This window comes from Nostoc sp. FACHB-888 (genome assembly GCF_014696655.1).
GTDB lineage: Bacteria > Cyanobacteriota > Cyanobacteriia > Cyanobacteriales > Nostocaceae > Nostoc.
On sequence record NZ_JACJQM010000002.1, the window covers coordinates 17,565 to 34,877 of the forward strand.

The 17,313-nt window shown below is 40.6% G+C and carries 15 protein-coding genes; 5 read left to right on the forward strand and 10 right to left on the reverse strand.

What is annotated here, in order from left to right:
- The first annotated feature begins 333 nt into the window (after positions 1 to 333).
- Entirely contained in the window at positions 334 to 1,758 is a 1,425-nt protein-coding gene (glnA, locus tag H6G26_RS01420) for a type I glutamate--ammonia ligase (RefSeq protein ID WP_190727573.1), read from the forward strand.
- A 115-nt stretch (positions 1,759 to 1,873) separates the two neighbouring features.
- On the opposite strand, the gene H6G26_RS01425 is transcribed toward glnA, so the two are convergent.
- Complete coding sequence (locus H6G26_RS01425; RefSeq protein ID WP_190727574.1) at positions 1,874 to 2,074, reverse strand: hypothetical protein; 201 nt, start codon at positions 2,072 to 2,074, stop codon at positions 1,874 to 1,876.
- Positions 2,075 to 2,361: 287 nt separating this feature from the next.
- On the opposite strand from H6G26_RS01425, the gene H6G26_RS01430 reads away from it, so the two are divergent.
- Positions 2,362 to 3,420, forward strand: coding sequence for a class I SAM-dependent methyltransferase (locus H6G26_RS01430; protein ID WP_190727575.1), 1,059 nt, complete (start codon positions 2,362 to 2,364; stop codon positions 3,418 to 3,420).
- A 777-nt stretch (positions 3,421 to 4,197) separates the two neighbouring features.
- On the opposite strand, the gene H6G26_RS01435 is transcribed toward H6G26_RS01430, so the two are convergent.
- Both H6G26_RS01435 and H6G26_RS01440 read right to left on the reverse strand, forming a co-directional pair.
- Positions 4,198 to 4,425 carry a hypothetical protein gene (locus H6G26_RS01435; RefSeq protein WP_190727576.1) on the reverse strand — a complete coding sequence of 76 codons (228 nt, stop codon included), beginning with the start codon at positions 4,423 to 4,425 and terminating at the stop codon, positions 4,198 to 4,200.
- Positions 4,426 to 4,532: 107 nt separating this feature from the next.
- Positions 4,533 to 6,326: an FAD-dependent oxidoreductase gene (locus H6G26_RS01440; protein ID WP_190727577.1), complete on the reverse strand. Its 1,794-nt coding sequence runs from the start codon at positions 6,324 to 6,326 to the stop codon at positions 4,533 to 4,535.
- Positions 6,327 to 7,048: 722 nt separating this feature from the next.
- On the opposite strand from H6G26_RS01440, the gene H6G26_RS01445 reads away from it, so the two are divergent.
- Complete coding sequence (locus H6G26_RS01445) at positions 7,049 to 7,990, forward strand: hypothetical protein (protein ID WP_190727578.1); 942 nt, start codon at positions 7,049 to 7,051, stop codon at positions 7,988 to 7,990.
- Positions 7,991 to 8,038: 48 nt separating this feature from the next.
- Here H6G26_RS01445 and H6G26_RS01450 read toward each other — a convergent pair whose 3' ends face one another.
- The 3 genes from H6G26_RS01450 to H6G26_RS01460 all read right to left on the reverse strand — a co-directional run bounded on the left by H6G26_RS01450 (position 8,039) and on the right by H6G26_RS01460 (position 11,479).
- Positions 8,039 to 9,709 (reverse strand): ABC transporter ATP-binding protein, encoded by a 1,671-nt coding sequence (locus tag H6G26_RS01450; RefSeq protein ID WP_190727579.1) that lies wholly within the window; start codon positions 9,707 to 9,709, stop codon positions 8,039 to 8,041.
- A gap of 293 nt (positions 9,710 to 10,002) precedes the next feature.
- Entirely contained in the window at positions 10,003 to 10,296 is a 294-nt protein-coding gene (locus H6G26_RS01455; RefSeq protein WP_190727580.1) for a hypothetical protein, read from the reverse strand.
- 973 nt (positions 10,297 to 11,269) lie between these two features.
- Positions 11,270 to 11,479, reverse strand: coding sequence for a hypothetical protein (locus H6G26_RS01460; protein WP_190727581.1), 210 nt, complete (start codon positions 11,477 to 11,479; stop codon positions 11,270 to 11,272).
- A gap of 167 nt (positions 11,480 to 11,646) precedes the next feature.
- Between H6G26_RS01460 and H6G26_RS01465 the strand changes: the two genes are divergently transcribed.
- Positions 11,647 to 11,958 (forward strand): hypothetical protein, encoded by a 312-nt coding sequence (locus H6G26_RS01465; protein ID WP_190727582.1) that lies wholly within the window; start codon positions 11,647 to 11,649, stop codon positions 11,956 to 11,958.
- Positions 11,959 to 12,173: 215 nt separating this feature from the next.
- The gene (gene trxA, locus H6G26_RS01470; protein WP_190727583.1) at positions 12,174 to 12,512 is read left to right on the forward strand and encodes a thioredoxin; all 339 of its coding nucleotides are present in this window, start codon (positions 12,174 to 12,176) and stop codon (positions 12,510 to 12,512) included.
- A 126-nt stretch (positions 12,513 to 12,638) separates the two neighbouring features.
- Here trxA and H6G26_RS01475 read toward each other — a convergent pair whose 3' ends face one another.
- The 4 genes from H6G26_RS01475 to H6G26_RS01490 all read right to left on the reverse strand — a co-directional run bounded on the left by H6G26_RS01475 (position 12,639) and on the right by H6G26_RS01490 (position 17,170).
- Positions 12,639 to 13,172 carry a dihydrofolate reductase family protein gene (locus tag H6G26_RS01475; RefSeq protein WP_190727584.1) on the reverse strand — a complete coding sequence of 178 codons (534 nt, stop codon included), beginning with the start codon at positions 13,170 to 13,172 and terminating at the stop codon, positions 12,639 to 12,641.
- A gap of 35 nt (positions 13,173 to 13,207) precedes the next feature.
- Positions 13,208 to 13,462, reverse strand: a complete 255-nt coding sequence (locus H6G26_RS01480) for a TIGR03643 family protein (protein WP_190727585.1) — start codon at positions 13,460 to 13,462, stop codon at positions 13,208 to 13,210.
- A gap of 39 nt (positions 13,463 to 13,501) precedes the next feature.
- Positions 13,502 to 15,304 carry an ABC transporter ATP-binding protein gene (locus H6G26_RS01485; protein ID WP_190727586.1) on the reverse strand — a complete coding sequence of 601 codons (1,803 nt, stop codon included), beginning with the start codon at positions 15,302 to 15,304 and terminating at the stop codon, positions 13,502 to 13,504.
- A 69-nt stretch (positions 15,305 to 15,373) separates the two neighbouring features.
- Positions 15,374 to 17,170 carry an ABC transporter ATP-binding protein gene (locus H6G26_RS01490; RefSeq protein WP_190727587.1) on the reverse strand — a complete coding sequence of 599 codons (1,797 nt, stop codon included), beginning with the start codon at positions 17,168 to 17,170 and terminating at the stop codon, positions 15,374 to 15,376.
- Positions 17,171 to 17,313 lie beyond the last annotated feature (143 nt).

Here is a 17,313-nt window from a genome sequence, read left to right on the forward strand (position 1 = left end):
TTGATATTTATTTGGCTGCACTTATGCACCAGTAAATTTTTGTGCTATTTAAAATAGATTCGGCACAAAAACAATCTATCCACTATTTAAGGATTCTATGCCAAAGTTGACCCCTATATGATGAACTTTCCAGTTTTGTACAGATGATCCCTGAAAGGTTAATATAACCTGATAATCCAGATATCTGTAACACAAACTACAAAATCGGCTAATGTCTAGTATTTAAGATATTTCTGGTGTGTCACGGCCTGATTGAGATTTGCAGGGTTAGGATGCAATGTAAGATTCTAAGATTCTGGTTTACTTTAGGAAATTGGTAGAGAAGGAGTAACAATGACGACACCACAAGAAGTCTTGAAGAAAATTCAAGATGAAAAAATTCAGCTGATTGATCTCAAATTCATCGATACAGTAGGGACTTGGCAGCACCTTACACTGTACCAAAACCAAATCGATGAGACTGCATTCACTGATGGCGTAGCTTTTGACGGTTCCAGCATTCGAGGTTGGAAAGCGATTAACGAATCGGACATGATGATGGTACTCGACCCCAACACTGCTTGGATCGACCCATTTATGGAAGTCCCAACGCTAAGTATAATTTGTAGTATTAAAGACCCCCGCACGGGTGAACCCTACAACCGTTGCCCACGCGTTATTGCCCAAAAAGCAATAGATTACTTGATTTCCACTGGTCTTGGTGATACAGCCTTCTTTGGCCCTGAAGCTGAGTTCTTTATCTTTGACAGTGCTAGATTTGCCCAAACCGCTAACGAAGGCTACTACTTCTTAGACTCCGATGAAGGTGCTTGGAATTCTGGTAAAGCCGGTACAGAGAACAAACCCAACTTGGGGTACAAACCACGCTTCAAAGAAGGTTACTTCCCAGTTTCACCAACGGATTCTTTCCAAGATATCCGTACAGAGATGCTGTTGACAATGGCAGAATTAGGTGTACCTATTGAAAAGCATCACCATGAAGTTGCTACTGGTGGTCAGTGCGAACTAGGTTTCCGCTTTGGTAAGTTGATCCAAGCGGCTGACTGGTTGATGATTTACAAATATGTCATCAAGAACGTTGCTAAGAAATACGGCAAAACCGTTACCTTCATGCCAAAACCAATTTTTGGCGATAACGGTTCTGGAATGCACTGTCACCAATCCATCTGGAAAGATGGACAACCGTTGTTTGCAGGTGATAAGTATGCTGGCTTGAGTGAAATGGCGTTGTACTACATTGGTGGTCTTCTCAAACACGCACCAGCACTGTTAGCAATTACCAACCCCAGCACCAACTCATACAAGCGCCTAGTACCTGGTTATGAAGCGCCAGTGAATTTAGCTTACTCTGAAGGGAACCGTTCTGCTTCTATCCGTATTCCTCTATCTGGTAAGAACCCCAAAGCTAAACGTTTAGAATTCCGTTGTCCAGATGCTACATCTAACCCCTACTTGGCATTTGCTGCAATGCTTTGTGCTGGTATCGATGGCATCAAGAACAAAATCCATCCTGGTGAACCCTTAGATAAGAATATCTATGAACTCTCTCCAGAAGAACTAGCAAAGGTTCCTTCAACTCCCAGTTCTTTAGAATTGGCGTTGCAAGCACTGGAAGAAGATCACGCCTTCTTGACGGAGTCAGGCGTTTTCACGGAAGACTTTATCGAAAATTGGATTGACTACAAGCTAGGTAACGAAGTCAAGCAGTTGCAACTGCGTCCTCATCCCTACGAGTTTTACCTCTACTACGATGCTTAATTAAGTACCGTACCTAACTAAATGTATAAGTTTTGCCACCCTAGAGGGTGGCTTTTTTTCTAGAGTTGTCAGTTGAAACATTCACTTAAAAAATCAACTTTAAAACTCTTCAAACTTAGCTCATGGAAGCATGGCTGGGCCCATAAATCATCCGAGTGCTAGCGTCTACCTTCCCTTGAATCGGATTCCAGTAGTGAGATGCTTCTTCTGGAAGACCAAGTTCTTGTGCAGCCCGCATCAACATCGATTGTTGGCGATTCTTGACTTGTTGATGTTCACGCACCATTAACGCACGAGATTTATCTGCAATAGACATAACCATAGTCCTCTCTATTTGTGAATATATAATTTTTGGTTTCTCTATAAACTACTATAGCGAAAATTCTGTAACATAAGCTACTTTTTATAAAAGTTTATATTTACCTTTGCTGACAATATCAGGTATTTTCCCCCAAAGCTCGAAAAATCCTTCCTAATCTACCTTTGATGGCTAAAATCATCTGGCTTCGATTTGTCTCACCTGAGAGCCTTTACCTTTCTAACAGTCAATAATTTTTTCGTTACAATTATTTACATAGAAGTATCAAAACTTTAGCTATTTTTATGCCTGAGAGTTTAACTAAGCTGACTTATCAAACCTTTCAACAGAGCAAAAATTACTTTGGTCTGGCTCACAAAATATTAAGTTCACGGTTGAGAAACCTGGTGTATCCTACGCTTGAACAAAAGAGCAAGCCCATCCCGAATGAGCTTTTACTCAAACTTCAACAGAGACTGAATCAGTTGCTGGAAGCAGACTGGCAAGATACCCAAAAAGGTGTATACCCGGAAAGTTTATTGTTTGACAACCCTTGGGATGACTTTTTCCGCTACTATCCCTTGGTATGTCTAGATTTACCTCAAACCTGGGAGCGGGTTCAACAACAGAATTACCAAAATTTTTCGCCCGAAATTGACACAGATGGTTATCCTAGCTACTACGTGCAGAACTTCCATCACCAAAGCAATGGCTACTTGAGTGACTTGTCAGCCAATTTATATGACTTACAAGTAGAAATTCTTTTTGGTGGGGCAGCTGATCCAATGCGGCGGCGGATTCTCGCTCCTCTCAAGCAAGGGCTAAAAGCTTTTGAGTCAGTTGCACCAAGGCAAGCCCGTATTTTGGATGTAGCTTGTGGAACTGGGCGGACTCTGAAGTTGATTCGGGCAGCTTTGCCTCAAGCATCTTTGTTTGGTACGGATTTGTCACCAGCTTATTTGCGTAAAGCAAATGAACTACTATCCCAAATTCCGGGAGAACTGCCGCAACTTTTACAAGCCAATGCTGAAGAGTTACCCTATTTAGATAACTATTTTCATGCTGTAACTTCTGTTTTTCTCTTCCATGAGTTACCAGCAACTGTACGTCAGACAGTCATTGAGCAATGCTTCCGGGTAACAAAACCAGGAGGAGTCTTTATTATCTGTGACTCAATTCAGTTGAGTGATTCGCCTGAGTTGGAATATATGATGGACTCTTTCCCCGAAACTTTCCATGAACCCTATTACAAGCATTACACTACTGATAACTTGCTAGAACGTTTACAGAGAGTAGGCTTTGAGAATATTGAGACGCAAGTCCATTTTATGAGCAAGTATTTCATTGCTCATAAGCCAGCTTGAGATAAAACCTTCTCATTTCCTTTTCTTTAAACAAACTTTACCTAAAAAGGGCAAATGCAAAATTTTGCATCTGCCCTTGGGTGTAGAATAATTAAAAGGACTAAGAGGGGCTAGCAGATCCTTCTTAATATTTATTTCATCGGGAGCCATCTGCGAGGAGAAGGAACCAGGGTGCAAGAGTAGGTCAAAAATAGTAAGATTCGCCGCCAAGTGCAATAAACCTATACTACTTATGCGAATCTATGCCCTAGATAAGCTCAGATGCAACGAAAAAGATTTTATGCTTCGGCAAAGGACGTTAAACAAACGCCGGAGTGAAGATCAATTATTTCCTGATGTAGATAGTCAGATACTCAATATATGAGAAACCTGTTTGGGAATAAAGTGAATTTACCTTAAGACTGTTTCCTCAACAAGCAAATTGTCTGAATTAGATGTGCTTTAGATTAACTGAGAGCCTAAGTAACATCTATTTCTATAACGCTTGAGGATTGAGACGCAAAGCTTCCCACCGAATATGAGCAACAGTTGTGTGCCTTTTGAGAAGTTGGTGATGCTGTGGATCAAGGCACTTAATTTAATTTGCGTTTTGATTGCCAGGATTGATGCCAACTATATATACAAAGCTTGCAGTTGAAATACTAAGCGATCGCTGAAGATTTTCGTGTGTCAACTGTATATATATCTGCCGAAAATGCTGTGTAACCGATGTTAGCACAACATTGTGTTTTCTGGTACTTTGTTTCTTTTTGAAAAAAAAGCATTACCTTAGGGAAGTTAAACCACAACATAGGTATTTCCGGGTTTTTGTGTCACTTCTCTGCGCCCACTACCGCGATGACGTGGCGCATCATCTGAAGCTTGTTCAGATGCCGCCGAGAGCCACTGTTCCGAAGCAGGCGTGGAAGACAACCCATAGGATAAGTGATTGACCATTACTTGGCAGTTAGAAGCTAAGGGGCCGAACACCAGACTCGATACTAAAAGTGAAATGGCTGCACGCATAGCAGATGTCTATTTTGGAACTCTCCACTTCACTGATACTTAGCTTTTTGATTAATATCCGGACAATTCACCAAAAAGTATTGTGTTTTACTGAAAATAAACTCTTCTTATCCTCCATTTAAATGTTCCACTAATAACCAATTACCAAAGTGGTTCTGATGACCCCACAATGTAACTAATTGTTCGTGAGGATAAGTGCGTAATTGCTTGTCGATATGCGATCGCAAAGTCACAAGCTGCCAGTTTTGCCCTTGATATGCTGCTGGTGCTGTGACAGTGAATTTATATTCCTGCTGATTTAAGCGATAAAAAATGCCTTTGAAACAGTTACTGTCCCGAATTAATGCCTTGCCAAAAGCAGAGTCAGGGGAATCATTCCACGATTGGCAAGGACAATCACCACTACCTGGATAGGCTTGTGGGTTATTTAAATAATACAGTTGCCAGTGGAGCCAATCCGAATGATTGGGTGGAAGATTAAATAAAGGAATAATTGCTGTTTTTGAGCGATTATCTTCTAATAAAGCCATTTGCAGCGCCTTAACAGATAAATCCCTTGGTTGGCAGTCTAACTCAACACACATCGCTGCTGCCATCCCCGCTGCTTGACCAATGCCCATAACTACAGGTTGTAATCTGGTGGCACCATTGGCAATGTGGGAGACAGAAATATTTTTTTCACAAACCAAGAAACCATCTGTTGTGGCTGGAATGAGAGAACTGTAGGGAATTGTAAAAGGAGTCCCAGTCCAGCGTCCCCCCCAAAAGATAGATTTTGGTTGCAGTGGGAATTGAACACCAGGATAATGATGGTCATTGGCGTAGTTACCAACTGCGATTGCTTCGCAAACGCCAGGGGCGAACGCATCATTAAATATGGATGCAACTCTCCCTCCAGCGATCGGTAAAATATCTTGTTCTCGGATAGTAGTTAGCCCCAGTAAGCGGCGGCTTTCCCGATAATAGGGATGCAGTGCAAAAGCTGTAGAGGCGTGAGGAAATACTTTTTCTGCTAAACCATAGCGACGACCAAGCTGATTTTGGATAAAATGAGCAAAATTTTGGCTGTGCCAGCGAGATTCTTGAATGAATTCATCTCTGGATACATCTGACTCTATCAATCGCCCTACTCCTTGGCCGTAGTCATTGCCACAGATTGGCCAATTAATCATGAATCGGCCGCCAGGCAAACGTCCATAATTCAAAAATGTCTCTGCTCCATAGCCATCCCAAGCACCTGTAAACTGAGATGGATTATAGTTAGGCGCAGCCAGAATTTCTGGGGCTATCGCTTCACCAAAATCTTGCATAATCACTACATAAGTGGGCGCTTGCACCGGATATCTCTCAGTTAAAGAGTTAAAAGAGACTGGGGCGCTGGGTTCTCCCCACTCAGATTGCAATTCCCAGCCCCAGCGATAAGGTATTTTACCTAAAGCCAACAAATCTCCTAATTCTGTGCCATCGAGAATAATCTTGGCTGTGACAGCAAAATCAGCAAAGCGCACACCCGTAATAGAATCACCTTGGCGAAACACATCTATTGGCACTTTTCCAGAAATCCAGTGCAAATTTGGCAATTCCTGCACCCAATCTGCAAAAATTTCTGCCCCAATTTGAGGATCGTAACTAAAAAAGCTTACCCAACTGTTATCTAATCCACCTGACTGTCGTTGTCGCAATTCTTGCAAAAAGGCACCCCATAACCCTGTTTGAAAGGCTTCTAATTCGTTGCCATCGGGTGCGGATACTCCAGCCGAAGTCAGCATTCCCCCCAACCAAGAAAATTCACTCACCAGAATCGTTTTGGCTCCCCGTCGCGCCGCTTGGATAGCAGCCGCAGTACCTCCGGTTCCCCCACCGACAACTAAGACATCAGCTGTGTATGTTTGATTAACCATTGCTTAACCTCACTGGAGTTTCGATATATTCTCCCCAGATAGCTTGGCATCAAACAAGATAAATTATTTTATTTTTTGGATACTAGGTGTTAAAAGTTCTCAGATGAAAGTGGTAGAAGTGCTAACAAAGAACAAATTATAATTCCTGATTCGTTTTTTTGTGCTATGTCCGCAGTTCTAAGATTTGAGAGGATTTCGTCTTGTTGACAAGTTAGATATACCCTTTTGATAGACAAGCGCCTATATCTCAGTTATCTCGGTAGATATAGAAATCCTATTTATATTTACATAGTTCGATTTTTTTACGCCGTCCTAATTAGATAAGTTTCTCATGCCACCAAAAAACAACTTTTTTATTTAAATCTCTATATACCGCTTTTGTAAAATTGAGATATTTTCAATTTTTGTACTCAGCTAACAGAAAGATTTTTGCGAAGTTTTTATTTTTATTTTATGCATCAGAGAATACAATATCGCATTCTTTAATAAATAGCGAAACTTACAAAGAATCTTATTCTGGCTGTAATATGCGTAGGCTTTAGGGTTACATCTAAGAATGGCTTGAATTGTTTAGCTAGGCTCATGAGAATTTATTTTAAATGAATATCAAAAAATACAACTTCTATATACAGCTAAAGATAGAGGTTGTGCTTAATGTATTGTCATTAAACTTAATATAAATATAAACCGATAGATTACTAATATTAATAAATCAGAATATTATGTTTACTAATTGCTTTAAAAATAATAATAAACTAAGCGTAAATAAAAATACTTATGTCTCAAATGTTGAAATAGCACTTTTTATAGATCAAATCAAAAGTAACATCTGGGCATTTGGTATTCCATCTTGGCTTTTCGGAATAACTGATAGAAGTATAGCTGCATTTGCTGATGGTTATTTATCTCCCATAGAGATATTTCAGCTATTAACTGCCTCTTTCTTTTTTCTGAGTTGGTTATATCTCAAGCCTGAAGAAAGCTTCAATAGCAATGATTTAGATCCCAGCCAATATCAAGAATATCTCGCTCGTACTCAAGCTAACAAGCTTCAAGTAAAAAAGCTCCACATGATTAGCCAGGAGTATATTTTACCGTTTCCTTATATTTGCCAAATTTATCATCTGTTGAGCTTAAAACATTTAGAAACAGTTCATAGTTTTAGCCTTAATAACCTGAAAATTTTTAAAATTAGCCACTTTCAGCCTACAAGCACTGGTGGAATAATCAAATTCCAAACAATATTAGATTCTCCAGCTAATCCTTTGAGAATTTGGCGGCAACCCATTGTAGAGGTAGATTTAATATTACATAGTCCCTACACTGTTGAACTGAGTATCCCAGTTTACAATAACAAAAGGATAATTGTTATATTTCATGCTTTCCCGTTAAATGACTCAGAACATCAGTTCTTTATAGATATTTATAGCAATCTAGAGTGGCCAAAGCCATTATTGCAAATAATATTGCATTTTGCTGCTTGTTTGACAATATTTGAAGATTTGCCGTATCTAAGAGCTTTAACTGATAAAAATGTAGGGCGTTTATTTAACTTGAGCAGAGCTTCAAATCACGAGACTGCGTTGCTGTTTAAAAGATTCGTTGAACTATATGGTTCGGGTGGAGAACCAACTAAATTACTTGAGGGAAGGGAAGAGAGTTAGGAGTTAGGAGTTGGGAGTTAGTAATTCATAACTCCTCACTTTGTTTGGTTATGCGCGTGCTAGTAAGGGAGCAGCAGCTAGTAAGGTTTTGGTATAAGGGTGCTGAGGATTAGCAAAAATAGTTTTTGTAAGACCGAGTTCGACAATTTTACCGCCATTCATTACGGCAATACGATCGCACAAAAATCGAGCTAACCAAAGATCATGAGTGATGAACAGATAAGTTAACTCAAATTCTTCCTTTAATTGCAACATCAAATCCAGCACTTGCGACTGCACGCTAGCATCTAACATACTTACGGGTTCATCGCAGATCAAAAGTTTAGGGTGAGTAATCAAAGCACGAGCGATCGCAACTCTTTGCTGTTGTCCCCCAGACAAATCTGATGGATAACGCTCATAATACACTTTTGGCGGTGTTAACCCAACTTTCTCTAGCATCCACAAAACCTGTTCTTTTGCCTTAATGGGATCGGCTAGATTGTGGATAAATAAAGGATCAGCGATACTTTGTCCCACTGTCATCGCCGGATTAAGACAAGCATGGGGATCTTGAAAAACCATTTGGATTTGTCGCCGTGAGGAGCGAATTTCCTGACGCGACAGTTTAGTTAAATCCTGTCCTAAAAACTCAACTTTGCCACTAGTGGGACGAATTAGTTGCAAGATTGTTCGTGATAGCGTACTTTTACCACAACCTGATTCCCCAACTAAGCCGAGAATTTCTCCGGGATAAATATCTAGGTTGATACCATCTACTGCTTTAATTGTCTGAGCTTGTGTTTTAAACAGTCGTTCAATAAAGTTAGGTTCTATGGTGTAGTGTTGCTTAAGTTCAGTGACACTCAAAATTGGGGATTTATCGTTAATAATCGGTAATTGCTTTTCTGAGTCATTGGCAATTATCAATTCTCCATTATCCTTTACTGCCTGAATGTGTAAAGCTGCTTTTAAGAGCGATCGCGTGTATTCATGTTGAGGGTGTCTAAATACGGTTTCTGTAGAACCCATTTCGACCATTTTGCCGTTGTACATAACGCCAATGCGATCGCAATACTCAGCCACCATTGCTAAATCGTGAGAAATCAGCAACAATCCCATGTTTTCTTCACCGCACAGCCGAGTTAATTCTTTTAATATCTGTGCGGAGACGGTGACATCTAAACTGGTGGTGGGTTCATCGGCAACGATTAACTTGGGGTTGAGGAGTAAAGCTAAAGCGATCGCTACCCGTTGCCGCATTCCACCGCTAAACTCATGAGGATATTGATTCCAGCGACTAGCTGGAATATTCACCTTTGCTAAGGTAGCAAGTGCTTTTTTTTTGGCTTCCCGGGTTGATAATTCTGGTGAGTGCGCCTGAAGGGTTTCGATACAATGCTTACCAATCGTCATCAACGGATCGAGGCGTGTCATGGGATCTTGAAAAATTAAGGCGATCGTTTCTCCCCGAAATTTCCGCAATTGGTTAGGCATCAAGTCAAACACCGACTGTCCTTGAAATGTTACCCTTCCCTCAATCCGACTAGAGGCTGGTAGTAAACGCATTACTGCCCGTCCTATAGTTGACTTACCACAACCCGATTCTCCCACCAATCCCATTCTTTCACCTGGTTGCAAGGTGAAAGATACATCATCAACCGCCCAGCTTGCTTCTTCTCCACTCCGCCTAGGATAGGCAACTCGCAGATTTTCGATACAGAATAAGGCTTCACTCATAATTAGTTATCAGCCCTGAGTTACCAGCTTTTATAATTTCAAATTTAAGATAGTTTATCAGAATAGTATTAGATTTCCGTTTTATTGTCTTAGTGTAGGCGTAGTCCGTCGTTGGCATCGCCTGTACAAGAAAAACGTTGAGGTTAGATTAACGTAATGTATCTATCGGCAATCAACCTAAACAGAGCGATGAGATCCGCTAATCTTCCATCCTACTGATTTATATATACTGCTTGTCTCAAGTTTTATCCATTCATGGAGGAGACAAGCAAGTGTTATTACTATTGAGCTAATTAATGTTCATGATCTTGATGATGATCAATGATGCCTTGCTCAGTTTCTAGTAACCGTGAAATAAGCACGTCTGCTTTTCTACTAATAACAGACCTAACTTTATCAATAGCAACTACTTCACTGATTTTTACAACCATTTCCCAGAGAGTATCCTCTTCTGTATCTTTGTTGTAAGTTCTATGTTTAAACCATAATAAATCATCCCAAACTCCAACAACTGTGGCAAAATACCACTTATCTCGTACTAATATCCAGATTTCTTGTTCTAAGTAAGTCTGTAACAGAGGTTTCACAATGGCTCAGATAATAGGAAATATTGTGCTACATATTAAGTAAGTATTAACAGGTAAGGCAACAGTTAAAATACTGAGATATTTTAGTGTAAATTATATTAAACTATTCTAAAACTTAGTAAGCACAAAGTCTATGCTAAGTAGTATGGTTAAGCCCATAGCCAAGTTGATAATTTTGTTAATTTGGTTAATGCTGCTTGTATAAAATACAATTTCATAATTTAGTATTGGCTGCTACAGACGGAAGTATCTAATACAGCAGTATCACTGAGTTCATCGACCTCATCTCCAAGTTGTAAGTTGGCACATTCGCAAGAGTGCTGTGCTATCCATAGCGCACCCGCCCAACCCAGCAGCGCTATTTCCTCCTTAGCACCTTAAATGAATTCGACCAGTTACACCTATTTACAAGGTACTTTAGCTGATTAATTCACCCATTTGTGGGAGGTAATTAGCAAGCTAATAAGTATACTTTGCTTATAATCAGATCAACACAAAATGGTTTGAAACTATTCACGAATAGATGTATTAATCATGTTAAACCTGATATTCACCGGATACATAAAAATAAAACCCTTAGTGGTTTCAACAGCTTTTTTCCTGGCTATACAAACTTCTGTCAATGCTGAACCACCCCTTCGTAGTTTGACTACAACACAAGCTCAAAATTTATCGCGTGACTTAGTTCCATATAACTCTCAAATTTTTTTCACGCAAGGAAAAAAGTTGATTGACAGAGAAATTAAAATTCTTAGGCTAAGGCAATTGCGCTCAATTGAACCTGTTCTTAAGATTGATTTAGTCCAGCACCTAAAAAGACCACATACCCAGCAAAAGCCTAATATCTTAACTAAGTAAGAATCATCATGCTTTTATGAGACCTTAGAACCTCCAGGCATCGCAATCAGTAGCCATGCTTTTTGGTAACAGATTTTTTGTTTTTTAATAAACTTTGCAATATAAATTTACAATCTTAATCATCTAGCAAACTCATCAACGCTTGAACTTCAACGTCTTGCGGCTCTGATAATTGACACTGTAACGTTAATAATTCGTTTTGTAATGCTTCTGCTACATGGAGCATATTAGATTCTTGTGCAATTTTTAGCTGATTTTCTTTAATCTTGATTTGTTTAAGCAAGTTATTTTTAACATGAATTGAATTGTAATGTTGAGCAATCATAGCTTTACCTTTTTTAGTAATTTATGAAATACAATTACATTTAACACTTATGTATTATTCCACATTTTTACCATTCTTTAAATATTTTGTGATTTAATCTACATTACTCGTGGTGTTTACGAGTATGGCAGGCTAAATACACCATAAACAATTCTTTAGTGAATAGTATGAACTTAAAGTTTATAAAAAAAGACATTTTCGCCTTTATAAAAATTATATCCATAGTGCTTATAACAAGCGCAATTGGATTGGAATTGTGGAATATTTATGCCGTAATAACTAATAGTAATCTACCAAGCAGCCTCAATCCAATTTTTTGGATTGAGCGTTTTGCCATGACTAGCCATTTTATCGAAAGCATTATAGCAGCTTTTTATGCACCGTCAAGACAAAAGATACCAATAAAATATGCTACTTATACTTTTTTCGTAGGCACAATTGGGTTGTTAGAACTATTTGCTCAAGAGAATGACTCTTGACGACTCTACGCCTTGAAGAAAAGGCAAGGGAGCAGGGAGCAAGGGGGATAGTTTAAGTTCCCTCTGCCTCTTCGTTAAATTTACGTTTTTAAGCAAAAGTCAGTTGCGGAGATTTACCAATGTAGACGGCTGGTGAATCTGACAGGCAGAAGGGAGTATAGTTTGTATAGTTAGCTTTTTGCTGAAATTTTAGTTTGATACTAAGGGATTAAAAAATGTCTACAGATACTGACATAGTTGCTTACGTTGAAGAAAGCGAATTTGATACTGTTTTAACTGGAAGTGAAGAGAAAGTCGTTGTTGTTGATTTTACTGCTACTTGGTGTGGCCCCTGTCGCCTCGTTAGTCCGTTAATGGAGCAACTTGCCGAGGAATACAAAGGTCGCGCCAAAGTTGTTAAGGTAGATGTTGACAACAACAAGCCAATTTTCAAAAAATTTGGTCTTCGCAGTATTCCAGCAGTTTTAATTTTTAAAGATGGTAATTTAGCAGAAACTATCGTAGGAGTTTCGCCTTACGAGCAGTTTAGCGAAGCTGTTAATAAGCTTCTTTAGTTAATTCGTAATTCGTAATTAAAAAGGCTTTGTACCCAATATCTAATAACGGCAGTGACGTTTCAAGTGGTGTTTAAATTTTCTGAACTTCTCACCACTTGAAGCATAATTATGAATTATGCATTTTTAAACCTTTTCTTTTCGCTTATAATGTGCTTGGAGTAAGCCAGTAGAATATTGTTTGGAGTTAATTAGTTCCAATTTTTCTTCAGGGCTAGGCGGTGGGAAAAGCTGTATACCACCACCTAAGATAATTGGAATAATTGAAATAATATATTCATCAATCAAGCTGTGTTGAAGAAACGAATTGATTAATGCTCCGCCACCAACTAACCAGATGTTTTTATAACCTTGAGCCTCTATATTTGCTAAGGCTGGCTCCACTGGATCAGAAACAAACACAACGTCTTCACGGTCAGATTGGAGATGGCGCTGGGTGAAAACGAAGGATTTCTTCTCCGGATAAGGCCATTCATCAAAACCAAGCCCTACTTCATAAGTATTGCTACCTAACACGATCGCATCAATCGATTCGTAGAAAGCAGTATAACCGTAGTCTTCACCTTCTATGTCAAGGGGCGATAGCCAATCAATTTCTCCATCGCTGCGAGCAATGTAGCCATCTAAACTAGCTGCAATGTAGAGTGTAACTTTCGTCATTGTGCTTCTGAATGTAGTGGTTTTCACCTAATTACTTACGTTTTTTGATTATGCGATTTAAACCGACCTGCAATAAATTCTCGCTTAGATAAATGCTTTGTAGTGCGTTTGGTGACTCGCTCTCGCCACATCTGGAAACTAGATTCTTTCATTTCGCGCCTCATTAGGGCAATTACCTGTTTTTCCAGCAGCCCAAACTGAGCCTCAATGGCATCAAAAGATGTTCTATCTTCCCATGCCATTTCAATAATGCGATCGATGGTTTGTGAATCGAGATCAGGTAACTTCATTTCTTTGCTGGCAATTGATAAATTAGAGCTATATATATTTTACTTTTCGTTTTGAAGAACTGTTGTGTCTGCTGCACCCAGTTGCAGGGCATAGAGGTTGGCATAGACACCTTGCTGATTGATGAGTTCGGCGTGAGTGCCCTGCTCTACAATTTGTCCCTGCTGAATTACTAATACCTGATCTGCCTGGGTAACTGTACTGAGACGGTGGGCAATTACAAAACTGGTACGACCTTGTAGCAAACGAGCGATCGCAGTTTGTACTAGCGCTTCTGTACGGGTATCAATACTGCTGGTGGCTTCATCAAGAATCAGAATTCGAGGGTTAATCAACACCGCACGGGCAATACTAATTAGCTGTCGCTGTCCCTGGCTCAAAGGCGCTCCCCGTTCACCCAATTGAGTTGTATAGCCTTGTGGTAGTGAGGTAATGAACTCATGCACATTTGCCAGTTGTGCAGCTTCTTCGATATCAGCTTGGGTAGCATGGGCAGAGCCAAAGGCTATGTTTTCGGCGACAGTGCCACTAAATAAAATATTGTCTTGCAGGACAATGCCAATTTGTCGCCGCAGACTTGCTTGAGTAACGCTACGCACATCAATATCATCAATTTTCACTGCACCGCCAGATACATCGTAAAAGCGCAAAATCAAGTTAATAATTGTACTTTTTCCTGAACCGGTCGGCCCTACTAACGCAACCATCTGTCCTGGATAGGCGTGCAAATTCACTCCTTTGAGAACTAATTGATCTGGGTTGTAGCCAAACTTGACATTCTCAAATGTCACTTCCCCGTGAATGGGCGGCATTTCTGTCGCATCGGGTGCGTCTTTGAGTTGGGACGGTTCATCGAGCAATAGAAAGATTCGCTCTAATCCGGCGAAGGCAGATTGAGCTTGAGTGTAAAACTGGCTGAGAATTTGGATTGGGCGGAAGAACTGCTGGACGTAAAGTAAAAATGATGTCACCACACCGACTGTTGCACCCCCTGTTACCGCAAGATAGCCACCATAAGCCAGCACACCTGCGGTTGCTAGTGTGTTGAGAAAATCGATGGAGGGCAAAAAGGCTGAAGTAATTGCTACAGCTTCGACATTAGCATCACGATTCGCGGCATTAAGAACGTCGAATTCTTCGATATTCATCTGTACACGATTAAATGCCTGTGCTTCTCGGACGCTGCCAATATCTTCTTCTAACTTGGCGGAAAGTTCCCCAATCGTCTGTCGAGTAACGCGAAACCTAGCTCTTGCCCAACGTCCAAACAAGCTTGTGGTAAAAATCATCAGTGGCACAACCAGGTTACTCAACAAGCCGAGTTGCAGGTTGATTGAGAGCATCGCAATGATTATACCGACCAAACTAAAAGTGTTGCCTAGCATTTGAGCGATCGTCAGTCCAAATGCCTGATTTACGGTATTAACATCATTCAGCAGGCGGCTCATTAAATCGCCCGCTTCACTGCGATCAAAGAAGCTGAGGGGCAGACTTTGGATTTTAATAAAAATATCTTGCCTCAGTTGAGCCAGCAATCGCTGCATAATCCAGCCGACTCGAATGATTTGACCCCGGATTGCTAATACGCCAAATCCGTAGTTCAGCGCTAGTAGTCCTAATAACAGTAGGAGTCCCTGCAAATTCCCTTGTGCAATAAGGTGATCAATCGACCAACCAATAAAAAACGGCCCAATTGTCTGGGTTACGGCACCAATAAATACTAATGTCAGGGCGATGGGAATATCTTTGCGATAAAGTAGCAGGTATTGCAAAAAGCGTTGTAGGGTGGAGAGTTGCTGACTCGCTTGATCTTCAGATGCAACAACGGGAACTGTGCCTCTCATAGCAATTTTGAATTTTAAATTAAGAGTCTTTGTCTTGATTACAAGGCTGTATAAAAATCTCAAGCAATACTATTTATTTAATTTGGTATCATTTTTCTCTTTCGCCTTTACTTGAGATTCCAAAATCACACCGTAGAGTGGGCTGGTTTGCATCAATTCCTCGTGTGTACCTTGTGCCACCAATCGTCCTTTATCCATTAGAAAAATGCGATCGGCATTTTTAACGGTGCTAATGCGTTGAGCAACTACAAAAGTTGTACAAGCTTTTTGGCGCATTAAGCCATCTAGTTCGGCTTGAATCTGGGCAGCAGTTTTGGCATCCACAGCTGAGGTGCTATCGTCCAAAATCAGAATGCTGTAATCGGTGAGTAAGGTACGAGCGATCGCAATTCTTTGTTTTTGTCCACCAGACAAGCCCACGCCCCGTTCACCTACAATCGTCTCGTAGCCATCGGGTAGGCTACTGATAAAATCGTGCATTTGGGCGGTTTTTGCAACCTCAATTACCTGCTCTAGGGTTGCATCGGGTTTTGCGTAGGCAATATTTTCGCGGATTGTGCCAGAGAAGAGGGTGGTTTCCTGAAATACAATGCCAATCTTCGATCTGAGGCTTTTGAGCGTGAAACATTTTACATCTCGTCCGTCAATGCGAACTGCTCCCCCTGTGACATCGTAAAAGCGGGGAATTAAGTTCATAATTGTGCTTTTCCCGGAACCAGTCATCCCTAAAACGGCAATTAGTTCGTTGGGCTTTGTTTCAAAGGAAACTTTTTTGAGAGTTCCAGTGCTAGCTCCTGGATAGCGAAAGGAAACATTTTCAAAGGTGATTCTACCGCCGCAGGTTTCAAATGGGACAGCGCCAGGGTGATCGCGAATTTCTACTTCTGCATCTACAACTTCGTAGACACGTTCGGCGGAAGCAGCTGATTGAGCGATCGCTGGTGCAGCAAATCCAATCAACAAAATTGGTTGGAGAATCAAAGCTAAGTAGGAGTTAAACGCCACCAGTTCGCCAATGGAGAATTTACCCCCAATTACTTGCGCTCCCCCGTAGGCGAAAACTGCCAATGTTACCAAATTACTCAGCAAAAAGATAAACGGGAAGGTATTGTGGATGGCGCTAATGGTCTTCATGTTTGCCTTCACTAGGGAATCATTCATGGTCGTGTAACGCGACCTTTCGGTGGATTCCCGCACAAACGCTTTTACTACCCGTATTCCTAGCAAGTTCTCTTGTAATACAGCATTGAGGTCGCTTAGTTGCTCTTGTACTTGCCGAAAAAGTTTGTTATTGCGAGTAACAAATTGTCCCATCAACCATGCATTAAGGGGGACTACCGTTAGCGTAATCAGCGCTAGTTCCCAGTTCATCAGCAGCAAAACCACCGAAATACTTACCAATGTTACAACTGAAGCAATGACCTGAATCAGGCTAGTGCCAACAAAGGTACGGATCTGCTCTATGTCACTGGTGACACGGGTTAACAGTTGAGAAGTCTGCGCCTGGTCATGATAACTGAAACTGAGATTTTGAATTTTGCTGAAAATTCTGTTTCGCAGGTCGTATGCCACACCTTGAGACGCTGCTTCTGCCAAATAGCTTTGTCCAAAGTTAAATACACCACGAGCGATCGCCGCAAGTACCAGCCAAGCGGCGCTATGTAGCACAATTTGGAGGTTTTTTTGCGTGATACCCTGATCAATTCCCCACCGAAATAGTTGTGGAGTAACTGCGTTTGCGATCGTCAACAGCAACAGACTCACCAATGCTCCTAGCGAAGTCCATCGGTAAGTGCTTAAACTCTTAAGCACGCGCTGCATTGACTGTATCGACGAATTTTCCTGGAGTTCTGGTTGCTGAACCACTGGAATTTACCCCTGTATCTTTGGAAAATTATCTCGTATTTTGATTGTAAAAAACCAATTGGTCAGTAGGGAATGTGGGATCTATATTGTGATGATAATTCTAAATTTTGGTACAACGATATGGGAAAATACCTCTTTGGCAA